Annotated in this window: 16 protein-coding genes; 5 read left to right on the top strand and 11 right to left on the bottom strand. The window is 59.7% G+C overall.

What is annotated here, in order from left to right:
- The first annotated feature begins 85 nt into the window (after window positions 1-85).
- Window positions 86-532 (top strand): hypothetical protein, encoded by a 447-nt coding sequence (locus tag KCG87_RS21365; RefSeq protein WP_096795042.1) that lies wholly within the window; start codon window positions 86-88, stop codon window positions 530-532.
- Between the two features lie 126 nt (window positions 533-658).
- Here KCG87_RS21365 and KCG87_RS21360 read toward each other — a convergent pair whose 3' ends face one another.
- From KCG87_RS21360 to KCG87_RS21350, 3 genes are all read right to left on the bottom strand, one after another.
- Window positions 659-1,834, bottom strand: coding sequence for a GAF domain-containing sensor histidine kinase (locus KCG87_RS21360; protein ID WP_210558849.1), 1,176 nt, complete (start codon window positions 1,832-1,834; stop codon window positions 659-661).
- Between the two features lie 161 nt (window positions 1,835-1,995).
- A complete protein-coding gene (locus KCG87_RS21355; RefSeq protein WP_007917758.1) occupies window positions 1,996-2,301 on the bottom strand; it encodes a PepSY domain-containing protein in 306 nt (101 codons plus the stop codon).
- A 138-nt stretch (window positions 2,302-2,439) separates the two neighbouring features.
- Window positions 2,440-3,564 (bottom strand): glycerophosphodiester phosphodiesterase, encoded by a 1,125-nt coding sequence (locus KCG87_RS21350; protein ID WP_210558850.1) that lies wholly within the window; start codon window positions 3,562-3,564, stop codon window positions 2,440-2,442.
- A 222-nt stretch (window positions 3,565-3,786) separates the two neighbouring features.
- On the opposite strand from KCG87_RS21350, the gene KCG87_RS21345 reads away from it, so the two are divergent.
- Window positions 3,787-4,113, top strand: a complete 327-nt coding sequence (locus KCG87_RS21345; RefSeq protein ID WP_210558851.1) for a DUF2025 family protein — start codon at window positions 3,787-3,789, stop codon at window positions 4,111-4,113.
- Window positions 4,114-4,309: 196 nt separating this feature from the next.
- Here the strand turns inward: KCG87_RS21345 and KCG87_RS21340 are convergent, their stop codons facing one another.
- Together KCG87_RS21340 and KCG87_RS21335 are read right to left on the bottom strand one after the other, a co-directional pair.
- The gene (locus KCG87_RS21340; RefSeq protein WP_210558852.1) at window positions 4,310-4,624 is read right to left on the bottom strand and encodes an antibiotic biosynthesis monooxygenase; all 315 of its coding nucleotides are present in this window, start codon (window positions 4,622-4,624) and stop codon (window positions 4,310-4,312) included.
- The gene (locus tag KCG87_RS21335) at window positions 4,621-5,322 is read right to left on the bottom strand and encodes a CTP synthase (protein ID WP_210558853.1); all 702 of its coding nucleotides are present in this window, start codon (window positions 5,320-5,322) and stop codon (window positions 4,621-4,623) included. The genes KCG87_RS21340 and KCG87_RS21335 overlap by 4 nt, the downstream gene beginning before the upstream one ends.
- Before the next feature lie 52 nt (window positions 5,323-5,374).
- On the opposite strand from KCG87_RS21335, the gene KCG87_RS21330 reads away from it, so the two are divergent.
- Entirely contained in the window at window positions 5,375-6,316 is a 942-nt protein-coding gene (locus tag KCG87_RS21330) for a LysR family transcriptional regulator (RefSeq protein WP_096795148.1), read from the top strand.
- On the opposite strand, the gene KCG87_RS21325 is transcribed toward KCG87_RS21330, so the two are convergent.
- From KCG87_RS21325 to KCG87_RS21310, 4 genes are all read right to left on the bottom strand, one after another.
- Complete coding sequence (locus KCG87_RS21325) at window positions 6,317-6,850, bottom strand: DUF1003 domain-containing protein (RefSeq protein WP_135296379.1); 534 nt, start codon at window positions 6,848-6,850, stop codon at window positions 6,317-6,319.
- Window positions 6,851-7,036: 186 nt separating this feature from the next.
- A complete protein-coding gene (locus KCG87_RS21320; RefSeq protein WP_027612613.1) occupies window positions 7,037-8,356 on the bottom strand; it encodes a PAS domain-containing methyl-accepting chemotaxis protein in 1,320 nt (439 codons plus the stop codon).
- Window positions 8,357-8,567: 211 nt separating this feature from the next.
- Window positions 8,568-9,617, bottom strand: coding sequence for a diguanylate cyclase (locus tag KCG87_RS21315; RefSeq protein ID WP_135296947.1), 1,050 nt, complete (start codon window positions 9,615-9,617; stop codon window positions 8,568-8,570).
- Between the two features lie 156 nt (window positions 9,618-9,773).
- Window positions 9,774-10,382 carry a TetR/AcrR family transcriptional regulator gene (locus KCG87_RS21310; protein WP_210558854.1) on the bottom strand — a complete coding sequence of 203 codons (609 nt, stop codon included), beginning with the start codon at window positions 10,380-10,382 and terminating at the stop codon, window positions 9,774-9,776.
- Window positions 10,383-10,597: 215 nt separating this feature from the next.
- On the opposite strand from KCG87_RS21310, the gene KCG87_RS21305 reads away from it, so the two are divergent.
- Together KCG87_RS21305 and KCG87_RS21300 are read left to right on the top strand one after the other, a co-directional pair.
- Window positions 10,598-11,674, top strand: a complete 1,077-nt coding sequence (locus KCG87_RS21305) for an MBL fold metallo-hydrolase (protein WP_134787141.1) — start codon at window positions 10,598-10,600, stop codon at window positions 11,672-11,674.
- 112 nt (window positions 11,675-11,786) lie between these two features.
- Window positions 11,787-13,304: an amidase family protein gene (locus tag KCG87_RS21300; protein ID WP_210558855.1), complete on the top strand. Its 1,518-nt coding sequence runs from the start codon at window positions 11,787-11,789 to the stop codon at window positions 13,302-13,304.
- A gap of 9 nt (window positions 13,305-13,313) precedes the next feature.
- Here KCG87_RS21300 and KCG87_RS21295 read toward each other — a convergent pair whose 3' ends face one another.
- Both KCG87_RS21295 and KCG87_RS21290 read right to left on the bottom strand, forming a co-directional pair.
- Window positions 13,314-13,622, bottom strand: a complete 309-nt coding sequence (locus tag KCG87_RS21295) for a hypothetical protein (RefSeq protein ID WP_027612618.1) — start codon at window positions 13,620-13,622, stop codon at window positions 13,314-13,316.
- A 93-nt stretch (window positions 13,623-13,715) separates the two neighbouring features.
- A complete protein-coding gene (locus KCG87_RS21290) occupies window positions 13,716-14,483 on the bottom strand; it encodes a helix-turn-helix transcriptional regulator (protein WP_210558856.1) in 768 nt (255 codons plus the stop codon).
- Between the last annotated feature and the right edge of the window lie 25 nt (window positions 14,484-14,508).

Below are 14,508 nucleotides of genomic sequence, written 5' to 3'. Positions count from 1 at the left end.
TTACCGAGTCGGTACACAGTCGATCTCAAATCCGTGCGAGTGCCGCCGATGGCCGGTTATCTATAACCGGCATTGGAGCCCTCCCATGGTCAGCATCACCTCTGTTTCGATCAATCAGACCGTCAGCACCGCCACCAGCAAGACCAGGATCAGCGACGCGAGTGACGACACCTCGACCCCTGCAACCAGCAGCGCGGGCGTCAGCGCCGATACCAGCAAAGTGGCGGCTGGCGGGGGCGCGGCTCCGGCGGGCGACAGCAGTTCCGACAGCAGCGGTGAGTCGGATTCGGTGAAAGAATTGCGCAAGCAGATCGCCGAGCTGCAAAAGCAATTGCAGGAGCAACAGCAAGCGCTGCAAGCGGCTCAGGCCAAGCAGGAAGACGCGGATGCCAAGGCTGCCGACGTGGCGTCCGCCGAGTCGCAAATCTCCAGCACTTCGGCTTCGTTGCAGACGGCCACGGCGGCGTTGTTGCAGGCGTTGCAGGATTCCGGGTCGAGCAGCTCGGGGTCGTTGGTCAGCACTTCGGCTTAAGCATCACCGCAATACTTTTGTGGGAGCGGGCTTGCTCGCGAATGCGGTGTTTCAGTCACCGAAAATATTGACTGACACGACGCCTTCGCGAGCAAGCCCGCTCCCACAGGGGATTTGTGGTGTGTCTCAGATTGTGGGCAGGCTGAAGGTGAATAGCGTGCCGCTCTGTGCGGTGGACGCCACATGCAAATGCCCGCCATGGGACTGGGCGATCTGGCTGGCGATATACAGCCCCAGACCGAGCCCGGCCTGGGGCGCGCTGCCGGTCGGGCGCGAGTAAGGCTGGAACAGGTGCGGCAGGATCGCCTCGGGAATATGCCCCTGATTCTTCACCCCCAGCATCAGCGCACCGTGCTCGACTTGCGCGATGACCTCAATGTCGCCCTCCGGGTCGCCATGGGCCACGGCATTGGCCAACAGGTTCGACAGCAGTTGAGCAATTCTCGCGCGGTCACAGGGCAAGCCCTGCAAGTCGCCGATGGACGCACGAATCGTGCGCTGCGGATGCACGTTGCGAATCTCCGTCACCACTTGTTGCACGGCTTCGGTCAAATCCGCGCAGGGCTGGATATCCACCGGAATACCCTTGCCCAACCGTCCGCGAGCAAAGTCGAGCACGTCATCCACCAACCGTGTCGCCCTTTGCGCACTGCCAAGGATATTGCGTATCCGCACCTCGATGGCCGGATCCGGATGCTTGCGCAGAAGCATTTCGGCGCCAGCGCTGATGGCGAACAACGGGTTGCGCAAGTCGTGGCCGAGAACGGCGATGAATTGTTCGCGCAACTCGGCGGTTTCGCGCTCCTGCAACAACGCGGTTTCGGTGCGCTGCGCGTTTTCCTCGGCTTCGATCTGCAACGCGAGCATCCGCGCGAACGACTCCATGGTGCTCTGGATGCTGCTGGACTTGAGTTGCGCGGGGTTCGGATCGAGCGCGCAGATCGTGCCGAAAAACCGTCCGTCAGTGCGGAACACCGGCACCGAGATATAGCTCTCGAATTTGTACAGGCGCGGGGTGTGATGATCGCGGTAGAGCGGGTCTTCGCTGGCCTTGTCGATCACCACCGAGGTGTGCGCAGCACGGATTTCGTGGCACAGCGTGGTGACCACATCCAGCTCGCCACCAACCTGCAGGCCGAAATCCAGCTGATCGAGGACGGCGCAGGCTGTCCACGAATCTTCGGTAACCCGCGCTACGGCGGCAAAGCGCAGGCCGGTCAGTTCGCGGATCACCTGAAGGATCGCCGGAACCGCGCTGATCCGTCCGATTGTCGCGATGTCTGCTGCCGCTGTCTGCCCCATGCCCATCGCTCTCGGCTGCAATCGTTTATCTGATGCTCGCCATACTAGCGGTCTGATGGCGGTTTTGGCATCCCTTCAGGCTGCATCCGCGTGATTCGCCGGGCAACGGACGCAAAAAAGCCGCACGATCGCTGATCGTGCGGCTTTGCTTTGGCGGTGTATCAGGTGTCTTGCTTGTTGCTCAGCACTTTGCCGGTGGTGGCATCGAAATCGACGTCGAACTCTTTGCCGTCGGCGGTTTTCAGCTCGACTTCGTACTCGTAACCGTTGAAGTGGTTATCCAGATCGGTGTCGGTGATGGTCGCACCCGGGTGCAGTTTCAGCGCTTCGGCGTTCATCGACTCCAGCGACTTGATCTTGCCGGATTTGACCAACTCAGGGATCTGGTCGACACGCACATCGGCTTGGGCCAGGCCAGCAGTCAGGGTCAGGGCTGCGGCGGTAAACAGGGCAGTCAAAGTTTTCATCGGGTCATTCCTTGGGTTGTTCGTTGAAGTGGGCTCAGGTTAACCACCGCAACTTAACTCACCCTTAAAACCCCACATCGCGTGCAGCGCTCTTGTAGGAGTGAGCCTGCTCGCGATGCGGACAACCCGGTCTGCTGATCAGAACCCGTTGTTCTTCAACACCTGATCAACACTGGCACTGGCCGGGCGCTTGTAGAACTTCAACAGTTCGCTGGCGCGGTTGGTGAAGATGCCATCAACGCCGGCCGCCATGACTTTCTCGAAATCCACCGGCTCATCGACGGTGTAGACGTGCACCAGCATGCCCTGATCGTGGGTGTACTGGTTCATCCACGGTTGCACCAGATCCGAATAGCTCTGGTCGCCGCCCTTGGTCAGCCTGGCCGAAGGGCCGGTGCCGATGGCGCCGTGAGCCTTGGCGAAATCCACCCATTGCTTGAATTCGGCTTCGGATTTCGGCTCCTGCTTGCCGTAGAACACGTTCTTGTCCTTCTCGCCGGACTCGGCAAAGGTCACCTTCGATTTCGGCTCGATGCTGCCTTCGCCGACCCACAGCAGCAGGATTTTCGGCACTTGCGGCATTTCCTTTTGCAGCAGTTCGAGGCTGTTCTTCTCGAAAGTCTGCAGGATCACCTTGCCTTTGCCCTGGCCGACGGCCAACTCGCTTTTCGCCAGTTTCGAACCGGCCGGGCTCAGCCAGCCGCGATCTTGCAGCTTCTCTTTCAGGTCATGCTCGATGCCCGGAAACAGCTGCGGCTCCTTGGTTTCGATGTAAAGACCCGGCTTGTGTTTCGGGTTGGCCTGGGCGATGTCGATGATTTCATCGAGGGTGAGGATTTTCAGCCCGGCGTAGGACGGACGCGCGCGATCCGGGTAAGCCTTGTTGTACCAACTGCCGGCGTCGAGGGTTTTCAGTTCGGCCATGGTGAAGGCGGTGGCCGGGCTGTCTTTACGCTCCGGGAATTTGGTCGCGACGTCGGTGGTGCGTTGCAGGTTGTTGTCGTGCAGGGCGAACAGCACGCCGTCCTTGCTGCGCTGCAAATCCATTTCCAGGTAGTCGGCACCGAGGTCGCGGGCCAGTTTGTAGGAGGCGGCGGTGGACTCCGGTGCATCAAAGGACGCGCCACGGTGAGCGATCACGGCTGGATGCGGGATGCCATGGGCGGCGGCAAGCGCGTTGACGTCAGTCTGGGCGGCGTGGGCCTGGCCGAGACCGAGCATCAGGCTCAGCATGAGGGCGCTTTTGGTGAAAGTGGCGGGCATGTTCGAGTTCCTTTCGCAGGGCATTTTCAAAGACGTACCTTTTAACAACTGAATCGATTGGGTGCTATCGCCAGACCGACATAAACGTATTAAAAGCGATTTTTCCTGCACTTTTGTGGCGCGGTTTGCAGTACGCTTGCCCTCGGCAGACGCCCCGGCAGAGGGCGCGCCGATTTCGTTGCCCTGCGTGTAAACCATCGATGATTTTTCGTGAGGTTTACCATGCGCATCACTTCCCAACTCATCTGTCAGGCTGCCGATGACCTCAAGGGGTTCGTCGGCCTCAACCGCAAGACCGGCCAGTACATTGTGCGTTTCAGCGAAGATTCGTTCGGCATGGACGTGGCCGATGACGGCATTATTCCCACCAGCGAGTTTGTCTGGGCGCCGGTTTCTGAGACGACCATGACCTTGAAGCGCGAGCTGATTCAGTTGCTGCTGGATCAGAACATCGATGAGCGGATCAACATCACCGAGCCGTTGCGGGTGTACATGAGCAAGGTTGAGGTGCCGGAGATTGTGGCGGTGCGCAGTCTGGTGAAAGGCTGAAGTTTTTGTAGTGGCTTTTGCGGCCCCTTCGCGAGCAAGCCCGCTCCCACATTGGATCTGTGGCGTTCACAAATTCCTGTGGGAGCTGGCTTGGCAGCGATGAGGCCAGTGAGAACACAACCAAATTCAAAGCCCGAACGCTGTACCTGTGGGAGCGGGCTTGCTCGCGAAGAGGCCAGTCAGCACGCCGCCATCGTCACTGCCCAAACCGATACTCCCGCTCCACCCGACACACCCGGGTCTGAAACTTCGAATACCACTGCCCCCGCCCGCGCGCCTGGATCACCCGGTGCTCGGGATGCTCGCGCCAGGCCAGAATCGCCGCTTCGCTCTGCCAGTAGGAAATGGTGATCCCGACCCCGTCTTCCCCACGAATCGAATCAATGCCGAGAAACCCCGGTTGCTGGCTGACCAGTTCCATCATCCGTTCCGACGCCGCCGCATAACCGTTGTCACCCTCGGTGCGGGTCGAGGTGAAAATCACCGCAAAGCAAGGCTCGTTCGGCTTCATGGGCGTTGCTCCGCACACGCATCGACAAATGCTCGCACCAGCGGCGGAACCTGGCCCTTGAGCGCCGCGCGTTCTGGTTGAAACAACGTGGCGACAAAAAACACATGGTCAGTCAATTCGATCGCGCGCAAGTCGCCCGCCGAATCATGGCCGACAGCGTGTAGCCGATGGGTCAACAACTCTCGTTCGAACCGCGGATTCACCCCGAACCGGCAGCGATAGCCTTCATGAATCTCGGACGTTTCGTACGCCTTGGCGATCAACGAACCGGCGACCAGATGAATGCTGTCCACCGCCTCCACCAACGAACAGGTCAGCGGTGTGAGCACGGCTCGCGGTGAATCCGGCGATGTTTCGCCATGCTCGGCATCGGCCCAGCCCAGCACATTGCGGGAAAACTCCAGCAGCGCATGCTGAAAACCACCGCAGGTGCCGAGGAAAGGGCGCTGTTGTTCGCGGGCAAAACGGATGGCCCTGAGTGCACCGGCCTCACTTTTGTAGGGGCTGGCCGGGACGCACCAGAACCCGTCGAAGTGATACAGCGCAGTGTCGGCGTGTATCTGCTCGGTGGGCAGCCATTCGAATTGCACATTGTGGCCGGACTGCTCGGCGATCATGCCGAGGGCAACGGGGATCGCCTTGTGAGCGGTGACTTGCGGATCGTGATCGCCGATCAGGGCGATGGAAATGGCGTCCATGGGATTTCCTTGATTTGAGTGAGTGATGAACCTCTGTGGTGAGGGTGTGCAGTTGTCGATCACCGGGGCTCACTATAGATTGGCGTTCACGCACTCAATATTGGCGTTTCCCCAAGTGATCAATGCAGCGACGCACTATCGACTCGATTACCCGGATCTGGCGCTGATCCTTGCGTTGGTGCGCGGCGGCTCTCTGGCCCGGGCTTCGCAGCTGCTCAAAGTAGACGTGTCGACGGTGTTTCGCGCGGTGCGTCGTCTGGAGTCAGCGCTGGGTCAGCAATTGTTCGAAAAGAGCCGCGCCGGGTACCTGCCAACCACCCTCGCGCAGACTCTGGCCGAGCAAGCCGAACGCGCCGAGCAGGCACTGGAAGCGGCGCGGATCGGTGTCGAGCAGGGCGGCGAAGTGGTCAGCGGCACGGTGCGCCTGACCTGTACCGATTCGGTGCTGCAGGGTCTGCTGTTGCCGGCGCTGGCGCAGTTCATGCCGAACTATCCGGCGCTGACCCTCGAACTGAGCACCTCCAACGATTTCGCCAACCTCAGCCGCCGCGATGCCGACATCGCCCTGCGCCTGACGCGTACACCGCCGGAGCACCTGGTCGGACGGCAACTGGCGAAGATTTCCTACCGGGTCTGCGCCAGTGCGCGTTATCTGCAAAACGTCGATGCGACGGATCTGGCGGCGCTGACATGGATCGCCCCGGACGAGTTTCTGCCGGATCACCCGACCGTAGCCTGGCGCCGTCAGCAGTTGCCCGGCGTGACCCCGGCTTATCGCTGCAACAGCATGCTCTCGGTGACTGAACTGGTGCGCGGCGGACTCGGTGTGGCGGCGTTGCCGGACTTTCTCATTACCGAAGGTTTACAGGCTCTCAGCGAACCGTTGCACGGTTACGACACCGCGCTGTGGCTGCTGACCCGCCCGGACTGCCGGGCGTTGCGCTCGGTGGTCACGCTGTTCGATGAACTGGGGCGGGCACTGCGGTTGCCGTGATCAGCGTTGCGGGTTCTGGCAGATGTGCGCATGCAGTTCGCGGGTCAGGCCTTCGATGCGCTCGGTCAGGCTCTTGGTCATTTCGGTGAGGCGGGTGTTCTGCTCCAGCAGTTCGAGCAGTTGCGCGGTGGTCTGCGCAGCCTGAGCCTGGCGCTCACTGTTGGCCACGGCCAGCGCTTCACGGTGTTGCGCGTCGGCGTCCGATTGCGCCTTGTCCCGCGCGGCTTGCCGGGTTTGTGCCAGCAGGATCAACGGCGCGGCGTAGGCGGCTTGCAGGCTGAACGCCAGGTTGAGCAGGATGAACGGGTAGACGTCGAACTGCGTCACGCCCAACACGTTGAGACCGATCCACACCGCGACGATCACGGTTTGCGCACCGAGGAACAGCGGCGTGCCGAAGAATCGCGCGAAGGCCTCAGCGCGCAAGGCGAACGTGTCGTTGCCGAAGGTGGTGTTGAGGTGGGCGTGGGGGCGGTGGAAGCGCAGGTGGTCGACGGGGGCGGTGGTGGGCGTTTCGGGTTTTTCTGTGGTCATGATGGGCTCGGCAGGACTTGGGACTGAAGGTCACTATAGTCCTGCATCGAGGCTTATAGCCCTTTCGCGAGCAAGCCCGCTCCTACAGGGATTGAGTCGATCACTTAACTTGTGATCAACCCAGAACCTGTGGGAGCGAGCTTGCTCGCGAAAGAGACGACGCGGTCTTTCACCCTGGCAAGTCTCTCAGCCCGGCGCCCGCTCATTGGCAAACATGCTCACCGCCTGCACCGCTTCACTGGCGCCATCGCGGATCTGCAGAATCACGCTGCCGGCCTGGTCCGCCAGTTCTACACCTTGCGCCGCCCGCCCTCGGGTGCCTTCCATGCTCTTGATCGCCTGCCGCGTTTCGCTCTGAATCAGGCCGATCATGTTGGAAATCTCCGCCGTTGAGCCGCTGGTGCGCGCTGCCAGTTGCCGCACTTCGTCCGCTACAACGGCGAACCCGCGACCCTGATCACCTGCACGCGCCGCTTCAATCGCTGCGTTGAGCGCCAGCAGATTGGTCTGGTCGGCAATCGCACGGATGGTGTTGACGATCGCCGTGATCTGCTCCGAGCGTTCGCCAAGTTGCGCGATCAGCGTTGATGACTGCGCGATATCGTCAGCGATTTCGCGCATCTCACTGGCCGCCTGCTGGATCACCTGAGTGCCTTGCTCGGCGACTTTCCGGGTTTCCACCGAGATGTGATAAGCAGCGCTGGCGCTGCGCGCATCGTGCTCGTGCTGCTCGACGCGGGCGGTGACGTCCGTGGCGAATTTCACCACTTTGCACAACCGCCCGGCAGCGTCGTATACCGGGTTGTAATTGGCCTCCAGCCACACACTCTGGCCGCGCTTGTCGACGCGTTCGAACTGACCCTGAAACAGCTCACCCTGATTCAACCGCCGCCAGAAATCCTCGTAGGCGCTGCTGTTGACCAGCTCCGCGCGGCAGAACAAGCGGTGATGTTTACCCTTCAGTTCAGCGAGCGTGTAACCCATGCGCGTCAGAAAATTCTGGTTGGCGGTGAGAATGCCGCCGTTGAGGTCGAATTCGATCACCGCCATTGCCCGGTCGATCGCCTGCAGCTTGGCGTTGGCCTCGCTTTCCTGCTGAACCTTGGTCGTCACGTCCATGGCGAACTTGACCACTTTGACCACGCGACCCGACGCATCCTTGATCGGGTTGTAGTTGGCTTCCAGCCAGACCGGCTGGCCCTGGCTGTTGATCCGCTCGAAGGTGCCGGACTGGAACTGGCCGTTTTTCAGGCGCGACCACAGTTCGGTGTATTGCGCGCTGCGGCCAAACTCCGCGGTGCAGAACAAGCGATGCGGCTGGCCGATCACCTGTTCGGCGCGGTAACCCATGGTTTTGAGGAAGTTGTCATTGGCCTTTAACACTACGCCTTCAAGGTCGAACTCGATCACCGCCATGGAGCGATTGATCGCTTCAAGCAGGCCGTTCTGTTCGGTGATGGTGTGTTGAAGGTCGTTGAGTTCGGACTGGTGGCGTTTGAAAAACATAGGGGCAGTACCTGGAAGTAGGGAAAGACGAGGTTTGTGTCCCTGTTTCCGCGCTGGCAGAGCAAATGCTGGATGAGCATTTGCCATTGACTGCAAAGTGCCAGCATCCAGGCTGACGAGCCGATCTTATACAAACTGCTTTGGGTTGTACAAGAAATTGCGAATCAACCTGTTTGCAGCCTTTTCAAGGCTGAGAGAGGGGGGCGTCTTCTTAGCCCGGACTGCTCAGCGCCACGCTGATGGTGTTGCGCCCCGTGTGTTTGGCGGTGTACAGCGCTTTGTCGGCGTCATCCAGCCAGGCAACCGCGTCGCTGTACGACGGCTGAAACCGGGCCAGACCGATACTCAGGCTGACGCGTAGCTCTGGCACATCCGGGTGCCGATATTGATCCATCGCCTGCCGCAATCGTTCCATTTGCGCCTCGGCTTTATTGAGTGGCTGGTCGGGCAGGATCAGGCAAAACTCGTCGCCGCCATAACGACCGGCCCGTTCACCTTCGGCCAGCAGCCCTTTGAGTGCCTGGCTCAACTCGCGCAGCACGGCGTCGCCAACGATGTGCCCATAGTTGTCGTTGATGGTCTTGAAATGATCGATGTCGATCAGCGCCAGAATGTCCTGGGTGTTGTTATCTCGGCACCGGGTGAAACGCGTATGGAGCAGATCCTTCCAGGCGCCGTGATTGAGCAGCCCGGTGAGGCTGTCGGTGCGGCTCAGGTCTCTGAGTGCACGTTTGTGTTGTGCAAGTTTGATCGCCAGTTGGTAACTGACCATGCCCAGGGCCAAGGGGTACAAGGTCAGCATCGGCAGGCAGGCCCAAACCTCGATTTGCGTCATCGTCAGGCTGAACTTGAAGCCGAACAGTAAACAGCCCAGCAGTACGCCGGCCACTTGGGCCAGGGCACCGAGCAGGAACAGACGTCGTCCACCGGCGGCGACATTGTTCATGGTCATCATCGACAGGATGGTCACGGTGGTCAGCGGATTGAACTGAAAGCACGCGGTCCAGAAGCCCCCGCACAACGAGTCGTACAACAGGTTGCGGCGTTCGGCATGGTAGGGGAAGGTCGAGCGGGTCGAAATCTGGTAGGCCAGATGCGGCCAGATAAAACCGTTAAACACCAGCAGCGCCCAGAGCCAGTTCGGCATGTGCAACGGATACAGCGCGGCCGCGACGCTGAAAAAGCCGACACCCAGACCGATGATCCTGGGCAGATAAATGCGTCTGGCGAATGACAAGCCTTTGCCGCGTTGATTTTCCATGATGTCCTGCGCCAGATTCATCCTGAAATACTTTGAAGTGTTTTTTCAGGTTGACCGTTCGTCGGTCAATTGTCGGACATTGTCATTTATTCCAACGGGAATAATCAGTGTCCTTCCGAGCCATTTAATCGTGGCGGGGCGCAGGAGAGGGCCGGTTTAGAGCTGGTATCTGGCCAGAAACATCTCCATGGCCGACTCGGCCACGGCTTTTTGCGTGTCTGCATCCAGCGGCGGCAGGCCCATGGAAATCTGCGGCCAGAAACCGAACGACTTCAACAGCCCTTGCACCTGCTGCGCGGCGAATTCTGCGTTCACGGTTTTCAGCCGACCATCCGCCAGCGCAGCGCGAATCCACACCGTCAGGCCTTCTTCGCGCTCGCCCATGCGCGCCACCATGTCCTGCGCGCGCTCCGGGGAATGAATGGTGGCAGCGATCGCCACCCGCGCCAGTCCGAGAAAGTTGTCATCGGCCATCATCTGCAGTTTAGCCAGCAACATGGGCAGCAGTTGCTCGCGCAGCGGCTGATCCGCGCGATAGCTCACGGCTTGCTCGTCGGTGATGCGTGCCCAGAGTTGGTTGAGAATTTCGGCGAACAGCTCTTCCTTGCTGGGAAAGTGGTTGTACACCGTGCGCTTCGACACCCCGGCGGTGGCCGCGATCTTGTCCATGCTGGTGACCTCGAACCCGTTGGCACGGAATTCGGCAATTGCCGCCTGGATGATGGCTTCGCGTTTGCGGTCGGTGAGGCGTTGTGGAGCTGTCATAAGTACGCTTCGGCAGAGAAGGGGTGGAATTACACTTGGCAGTTTACTTGTCATCACGTTTCATGCAACCTAGAAACTACACCGCCCAGTGTAATGTTGCGTTAATCCGCGCAACCTAAAAACAGACAGTTCGGCTGATGCGTGCGTGCCTTGGCCATTTATCGTCCCACCGTGAAAAACCGTGAATTGCACGGTTTTTCTGGAGTCTCTCAGTCATGGCCAATCCAGATTTTTCTGCGGATCAAACTTCCACGCCTGAAGCCTCTCGCCAGGATCAAGGGCTGTTCCGTAACCACGCGCCGGTGCAGCGCGAAGGTGGGCGCAAGATGCTGCGGATCATGTGGAACATGATCTTCAACAAGCCGCGCAATACCCGACCGGCCGCCGCGATCCCGGTGCAACCGCTGACCCGTGAAGACCTGCTGGCGGCGCCTGACCACAGCGTCTATCGCCTCGGTCACTCGACTCTGCTGCTGAAAATGCGCGGCAAATTCTGGATCACTGACCCGGTCTTCGCCGAGCGTGCGTCGCCCGTGCAATGGGCCGGCCCGAAACGTTTTCACCAGCCGCCGATCAGCATCGACCAGTTGCCGCCGATCGAAGCGGTGATCCTGTCGCACAACCATTACGACCACCTCGATTACCAGGCGGTACTGCAACTGGCGGCCAAAACCAACTATTTCCTGACCCCGCTGGGCGTCGGCGACACCCTGATCAAATGGGGCATCGACGCCAGTAAAGTTCGCCAGTACGACTGGTGGCAGGGCACCGAAATCGCCGGCATCCGCTTCGTTGCCACTCCCTCGCAGCACTTCTCCGGCCGCAGCCTGTTCGACAGCAACAGCACCCTGTGGGCCTCGTGGGTGATGATCGACGGCGACACGCGGATCTTCTTCAGCGGCGACAGCGGCTACTTCGACGGCTTCAAACGCATCGGCGAACAGTACGGCCCGTTCGACCTGACCCTGATGGAAACCGGCGCCTACAACGTCGAATGGCCACACGTGCACATGCAACCCGAAGAAACCCTGCAAGCGCACCTCGACCTCAAGGGCCGCTGGCTGTTTCCGATCCACAACGGCACCTTCGACCTGGCAATGCACGCCTGGCATGAACCGTTTGACCGGATTCTGGCGCTGGCCTGGGAGCGTAGTGTTTCGATTACCACGCCGCGAATGGGCGAGGCGTTTAATTTGATGCAGCCGCAGCGGGGGCACACGTGGTGGCTGAATATGGAGCAGGATGTGTCGGAAAACGCCCCAATTGCTGGTAGCGGCTACAAGTCGGGATGACTTTTCCTACTGTCGGTAGTCCAGCTGGCTGACAGCTCTTTCCTATGTCCTCGGTAGGCTTGGTCGCGAGTGAATGAATCACTCGTGATTAGCCTAAACAAGGACGATAGACATGACGCATTTCTTCAAACGTCGCGTGAATACGCTGACGAAATCCATATTGGTCGCACTGGCAGCGACAGGTGTTGCTGCCACCGCCCATTCGGCTGCCGATCTTCATTACGCCAGCGTCAGTGAACTCAGCAAAATGATGGCCGACAATGAGCTCACTGCTGTTGAACTGGTTGAACACTTTCAACAGCGAATTGCCGAGCTGGACAAGCAAGGCCCTGCTATCCACGCCATCGTCGAACTGAATTCACAAGCCATCGAAATAGCTACCGCGCTGGATAACGAGCGTAACGAGGGGCTGTCGCGTGGTCCGTTGCATGGTATTCCGGTACTGCTCAAAGACAATTTTGATACCGCCGACAGCCTGCAAACCAGCGCCGGCTCCTTGGCCATGGTCGGCCAGCCGGCAGCCAACGATGCTTTTGTGGTTAAACAGCTGCGGGATGCCGGCGCGATTATTCTGGGTAAAGCCAACATGAGTGAATGGGCTTATGTGCGGGAAATGGGTTTGCCCCATGGTTGGAGCGGACGTGGTGGGCAAGGGAAAAACCCACATGCACTGAGCGAGGAAATCTGCGGTTCCAGTTCTGGATCGGCCGCTGCCGTGGCTGCCGGTTTCGCGCCGATCTCCTTGGGCACGGAAACCAACGGTTCGATCACTTGCCCGGCATCGGCCAATGGCGTAATCGGCGTCAAACCCACCCTGGGTCTGTTCAGTCGCACCGGGGTGGTGCCAATCACCCGTCTGCAAGACACCCCAGGCACTTTGACACGTACTGTCCGTGACGCGGCGATGATGTTCAACGTGTTGCAAGGCACGGATGCGGAAGACTCCGCGACATCGATCGCCCCGACAGGAATCGACTACACAGCGCTGCTGGCAAACGATGCCCTGCAAGGCAAGCGTATCGGTTATCCCGCCGCTTACGAGGGAACGGGCGGCGTGGTCCTGACTCCCGGAGTGGAGTTTCAGAAGGCAATGATCACACTCGAGAAACAAGGTGCGACGCTCGTGCCAGTGACCGTTCGTTTACCTGATATCGATAATTTCGTACCCGGTCTGATGGGCGCGATGAAATACGAATTGCCTGAATATCTCGTCAGCCGTTCCGGTCTGCCGATCCAGTCGTTGCAGGACCTGATCGACTTCAATCAGCTCAATCCCGGCAAGGAGGGCTATGGGCAGGCCACGCTCGAAGCGATGAATGCGTTGGACATGACTCACGAACAGGCCAGCGGATTGATCTTGAGCATCAGCAAAAACTTCAAGGACGCCATTGACGAGCAACTGCGCGAACACAACCTCGACGCAATGGTTGCCGAAGCGGATGGTTACTCGCAATTTTCTGCCGCAGTGGCTGGTTATCCGGCGGTAACCCTGCCATCGGGCATGAGCGCTAACGGTATACCCACGTCCGTGTTCTTTTTCGGCAAAGCATGGAGCGAGCCGCAATTGTTCGCCATGGCCTACAGCTATGAACAAGCCTCGGCCGAGCTGCGGCACCCTGCGTTCAAGTAATCATTCCACCTAAGCAAAATCCCCACGCTCTGCAACGTTCTGTTGCATGGCCTGGGGATTCAATTTGCGACCCGGCGCAAACCCGGGAAAGAACACCAACCCCTGTGCCTCAAACCGATAAGCCAACGCCAGCCGCGTCGCATCCGCCACGTCCTGCTGCGCTTCAAACCGCTGGATATCATCCACCGCAACCTCCGCCTCGCGCGACAGTTGTTCCACGCTCCAGCCCAGCATCGCTCGGGCCTGGACGCAGTGCGTCGGGGTGAACTGGAAAAGGGCAATGCGTTCAAGGATGTGGTTCATCGCAAGAGAGGCCATGGTGTGCTCCGGGCTCAAGAGTGCTGATTGAAAATGTACTGTGTTTTTGTACAGTTGTTTTCGGCCGGGATCAAACGCATTTTTTGATTTGCCCTAGTTCGCCGCCTCCAACCAGACGGACGGTGCCTGTCCGAGGATGCGCCGGAACATCGTCGAGAACGCTGCCGGGCTCTCATAACCGAAGTCCAGGGCGATCCGCGTCACCGATTCACCGGCCGCCAGCCGTGCCAGCGCCAGCACGACGCAGGCCTGTTGCCGCCATTGGCTGAAGCTCAACCCGGTCTGCTGCCGAAACAGTCTGTTGAAGGTGCGCAAGCTTATGTGCAACTGCTCGGCCCAGTGTTGCGGCGACTGATGAGCGTTGGGTTGATGCAGAAAGGTCTGACACAAAGCCAGGAGCTTTCCGTCAGTCGGCAGCGGAATGTGCAAGGGCAGGGGCGCACTGCGCGCCAGTTCATGCAGCAGCAGGTCGATCAATACGCCGTCGCGTCCTTCGAGGTCATAAGTCAGTGGCACTTCCACCGCTTCCATCAACAAGTGCCGCATCAACGGCGAAACGCTGATCACCTGGCAGCGCCCACCCAAGTCCACCGCCCCCGGCTCGATGTACAAACTGCGCGTACTCACGCCGAGCATCAGCACCTCATGCGCCACTCCCGGCGGAATCCACACTGCCCGTTGCGGCGGCACCACCCAATTGCCGTCATGGGTGCGAACCTGCATCACCCCGGTCGCGCCGTACAGCAATTGCGCCCGTCGATGCGTATGAAACGGCAACAGATGACCGTGGGAATAATCCGTACCGATCGCCACCACCGGGCGCGGCGTGTCATCCAGCAAATTGATCGAAACATTGCGCATCGAGCGTTTCCCGGTAGTTGGCGTA

Origin of the sequence: Pseudomonas sp. MWU347 (genome assembly GCF_017947305.1) — a bacterium.
Taxonomy (GTDB): Bacteria; Pseudomonadota; Gammaproteobacteria; order Pseudomonadales; family Pseudomonadaceae; genus Aquipseudomonas; species Aquipseudomonas putida_A.
This window is presented reverse-complemented; position numbering and strand designations above follow the sequence as displayed.